This is a genomic window from uncultured Lamprocystis sp. (assembly GCF_903933125.1).
In the GTDB taxonomy this organism is placed as follows: Bacteria; Pseudomonadota; Gammaproteobacteria; order Chromatiales; family Chromatiaceae; genus Thiodictyon.
Map to the genome: position 1 here is coordinate 1 of NZ_CAIZIZ010000056.1, position 3,600 is coordinate 3,600.

The 3,600-nt window shown below is 66.5% G+C and carries 4 protein-coding genes and 1 pseudogene; 2 read left to right on the top strand and 3 right to left on the bottom strand.

The features are described from left to right. Window positions 1-361 precede the first annotated feature (361 nt). The 3 genes and pseudogenes from QZY03_RS02505 to QZY03_RS02515 form a co-directional block, all read right to left on the bottom strand. Window positions 362-526, bottom strand: a complete 165-nt coding sequence (locus tag QZY03_RS02505) for a hypothetical protein (RefSeq protein WP_295577970.1) — start codon at window positions 524-526, stop codon at window positions 362-364. A 5-nt stretch (window positions 527-531) separates the two neighbouring features. Then, entirely contained in the window at window positions 532-924 is a 393-nt protein-coding gene (locus QZY03_RS02510) for an Rpn family recombination-promoting nuclease/putative transposase (protein ID WP_295577972.1), read from the bottom strand. Window positions 925-1,009: 85 nt separating this feature from the next. Then, a pseudogene (locus tag QZY03_RS02515) lies at window positions 1,010-1,105 on the bottom strand (transposase); the annotation flags it as partial. Between the two features lie 285 nt (window positions 1,106-1,390). On the opposite strand from QZY03_RS02515, the gene QZY03_RS02520 reads away from it, so the two are divergent. Both QZY03_RS02520 and QZY03_RS02525 read left to right on the top strand, forming a co-directional pair. Then, the gene (locus tag QZY03_RS02520; protein WP_295577975.1) at window positions 1,391-2,383 is read left to right on the top strand and encodes an ABC transporter substrate-binding protein; all 993 of its coding nucleotides are present in this window, start codon (window positions 1,391-1,393) and stop codon (window positions 2,381-2,383) included. Next, entirely contained in the window at window positions 2,380-3,540 is a 1,161-nt protein-coding gene (locus tag QZY03_RS02525; RefSeq protein ID WP_295577978.1) for a HAMP domain-containing protein, read from the top strand. Before QZY03_RS02520 ends, QZY03_RS02525 begins: the two co-directional genes overlap by 4 nt. Window positions 3,541-3,600: the final 60 nt, after the last annotated feature.

Sequence of the window (3,600 nt, forward strand, 5' to 3'; positions counted from 1 at the left end):
AAAGCCTCGGCCTCCAGTGGTCGGAACGATGACCAAAGCCCTGGCGCGCGTCCGCAGGGCTTTATAGCCGTCGGACGTGATAGTAGGGGCGGGTTTTAAACCCGCCCCTGCACGCGTGTCTGTCCGGATACCAGGTACGAAAGCGATAAAATAGGCCCAGTCGGCGGGTGCCGCCGGGGCCAAGTCGGCGCCGTCCAACAGCAAACAGCGATGGCGGCTCCGATAAAGCCAGGGCCTTCAATTGCTCACCCCGTGGACTGGATGCCCCTCCCACCGGGAAATCACGGGTCTTGCGGTAAACGGCCGGACGGCATGCGCCTCATCCGGCCCGCGGCACTGGGCCAGGTCACGCCACTACCGTTCAACCCGCGGGTGGGCGCGACTCCGGCTGCGGTCCGCCGAGCAGGATCTCCAGGGTCGCGGCCTGGAAGATGCCGTCCAGCCAGGCGTCCAACTGGCCGAGGGTCGCCGCGTCGATACGCGTCTGCGCCCAGGGCGGGAAATCACCAAAACGGACTCGGAGCAAGCGTTTCAGCGCATCGCGCTTGCCTTCCCGCTTCCGGCGGCCAGGGTTTCCAACCGCACCAGTTCGGCCGCCACACTGGTCGCCTGCCCGAGCGTTTCCTCCCCAATGCGGCCCTCATCAATCAGATGATAGCGGTGTTGGGGCCGGTAGCGGGCCAGGGCGTTCGGCAGCGGGACGATCAGTTCGGCAATGTCGCGCGCCGCCGTCCAGCGTCCAGTGCCATTGCAGAGCACCAGCGGAAACACCGGCGGCAGGTGATGACCAGCCGCCACCGCCCCGCTTTTGATCAGATCCTGATACAAGAGCCCGGTGTAGACCATCGCCCGCACCGCCATCCAGGGGTCGATCTGGCTTTGGAATTCGATCAGCAGGTACACATAGAGCCATTCGCCCGCCACCCGCACTCGCCAGATGATGTCGTCTCACGCTCGCGCAGGTCGTCGGTGACATAGCTGCCGCCCTGCTTCTCCAGGTACCGGCGCAGCCCCAATCGGCGGGATAGAGCCCCGCTTCGACCAGCCGATGGAAGGTGGAGTAAGGCCAGTCCCGAACGGCGGTGACGTAACCGTGTTTGACGGGTCGGACGGATCGTAGGGCGATCCGCCACCACCCGCCCACCGAAAAGCGGAACCGCTATCTGAAAGGGGCAAGAAACACCAGTTCTCGCCCCTCGTCCTGCTTCGGCTCCATATAGTTGCTCCGTAGCCGACAATTTTGCAATTGGCTCATAAGTCAAATAATACGTAACATATTGATTTACTTCGACGGCCAAATTGACCTTTTGAAACCGTCTATCAGGATACAATGTTGAAGCGCTATACTTCCATAAAATGGGCTGCCAGTGGTCTTTTTTAGCGCGGTGCTATGGTTCGAATTGCAGCAAGCGCGGTGGCGGCGCTGATCGCCATCACCATCGCCATCGTCTGGTTGAGCCGGGCGCCGCCAGCCCCTGAACCCCTGACGATCGCCGTCGCCAACAATTTCATCGGCGTACCGCTGTGGGTGGCCGAGCGGCGGGGATTCTTCGCCGCCGAGGGCCTGACGGCGACCCTGCAGCGCCTGCCCAGCGGCAAGCTCGCCCTGGAGGCCATGCTGCGCGGCGAGGCCGAGGTCGCCACGGTCGCCGAGACCCCGCTCGTGTTCGCCGCCCTCACCGGGAAGCCGTTGCGTGTCATCGCCACCTATGCCGGCAGCGGTGAGCACGCCATCGTGGCCCGGGCCGACCGGGGCATCAGCCGGGTGGCGGACTTGCGCGGCCGGCGCGTCGGGGTCCTCATCGGCACCACGGTCCATTATTTCCTGCACGTCATGCTGATCGACCAGGGACTGACCGAGACGGACATCACCCTGGTCGATCTGCCGGCCGCGGAGCAGGCGCCGGCCCTGGCGGCCGGCCAGGTCGATGCGGTCGCTACCTTGGCCCCTTTTACGACCCAGTGCCAGCGGGCCTTGGGCGAGGCCGCCCGCACCGTCCCTATGGGACCGCATTATTGGGGCTATGCGAGCCTGGCGGTGGCACCGGACCTGCCGCAGCGCCGGCCGGAGGCGATCGGTCGTCTCCTGCGGGCCCTCGATCGCACCATCGGCTGGATGCGCACGCATCCGCACGAGGCCATGCAGGTCGCGATGAGTGAGCTGAATGTTGAAGGCGCGGTGATCGAAGAACTCTGGGAGCGGCTTGGATTCAATCTGGCCCTCGACCAGGGGTTGGTCATGCTCCTGCAGTCGCAGGCCCGGTGGGCAATCGCCAGTGGGTCCGCCCCCGGTCAACCGATGCCCGATTTTCGCGCCTTGATCGACCCTTCCAGCCTTGTGCGGCTGCGCCCAGGGTCCGTCACCATCACCCCGCCACGATGACCCTGCGCACCCGCGTCCGCCTGCTCGTGCTGGGGTCCACGCTGATCGCCCTGTGGTTGCTCGGCGTCTTTTTCGCCGCCTACCGGGAGAAGACCCGCGCCGAGCAGGACCTGGCGCTGAGCCAGTCCCTGACCGTTGCGAACGCCCAACTGCGCACGGTGCTCTTCGGCCATCTGCTGTCCCCGCACACCCACCCCCGATCCCAGGTCGAGGCGCAATTCAAGCGCCTCGCCGATCTGCTGGAGCCGGGGGCCCGGTCCAGCGCCGCAGCGGACGCACCGGATGCGGATACCCGGTACGCCTGGAACGGCGCAAGGCGCATGGCGAACGATCTGCCGGCACTCCTCGCCGACCTGGACGCCACCGGGCCCGACCCGCGGCTGCGCGCGCGCGGCCGGCAGACCACCGAACTGATCCTGATGAACAGCCATGCCATGACCCTGTTCGTCAGTCAGATCAATGATCGCGCCCTCGAAGGGTATTTCCAGGCGAGCGCGCGGGAGCACCGCGCCCTGGGCCTGCTGCTGGCGGGACTGGCAGCCATCGGGCTGGGACTGCTCCTGCTGATCGAGCGCAGCCTGTTGTTGCCGATCGACCGGTTGCGCCAGGCCGTGTTACAGATCGGCGGCAGCACCACGGCGTTGCGCCTCAACACGCACCGCCGGGACGAATTGGGCCAATTGGCCAACGCCTTCGACCACCTGCTGGACCAGATCCAGGAGACCACGGTCTCGCGCGATCGACTGGCGGTCGAGGTGGACGAACGCGCGCGGGCCGAGTGCGCCCTGCAGGAGAGCCAGGACTGGCTGCACCTGGCGATGCAGACCAGCCGCTCCTTCGCCTTCGCGTGGGAGCCGCAGGAGGGCGACCGGGTGTGGCGCAGCACGACCTGCGCGGCCATCCTGGGCCTCTCCGGCGAGACGGCGGAGCACGATAGCGGGCAGGGCTGGTTTCAGCGGGTGGTGCCGGCGGACCGCGCGCGTTTCATCGCCCTGCTGGAGTCATTGCGGCCGGGTGAGGACCACTATCGCACCGAGTACCGCGTCATCCGCGGTGACGGCGAGACCGTCGTCCTGGACAGCAATTCCAAATTTGGGCAGCATCGCGCAGCCCCCCTGGTGGATGCGGCGCGCACGACCGGCGTGCCGGGTCCCTGACACCGAGCGGCGCGCCTTATCCACCCTACAGCGGGCCGGTTTTGTAGGGTGGATAAGCGT

Bases quoted from the DNA above. Each gene is read 5' to 3' on its own strand.
- QZY03_RS02520 (WP_295577975.1), top strand. From the start codon at position 1,391: ATGGTTCGAATTGCAGCAAGCGCGGTGGCGGCGCTGATCGCCATCACC.
- QZY03_RS02525 (WP_295577978.1), top strand. From the start codon at position 2,380: ATGACCCTGCGCACCCGCGTCCGCCTGCTCGTGCTGGGGTCCACGCTG.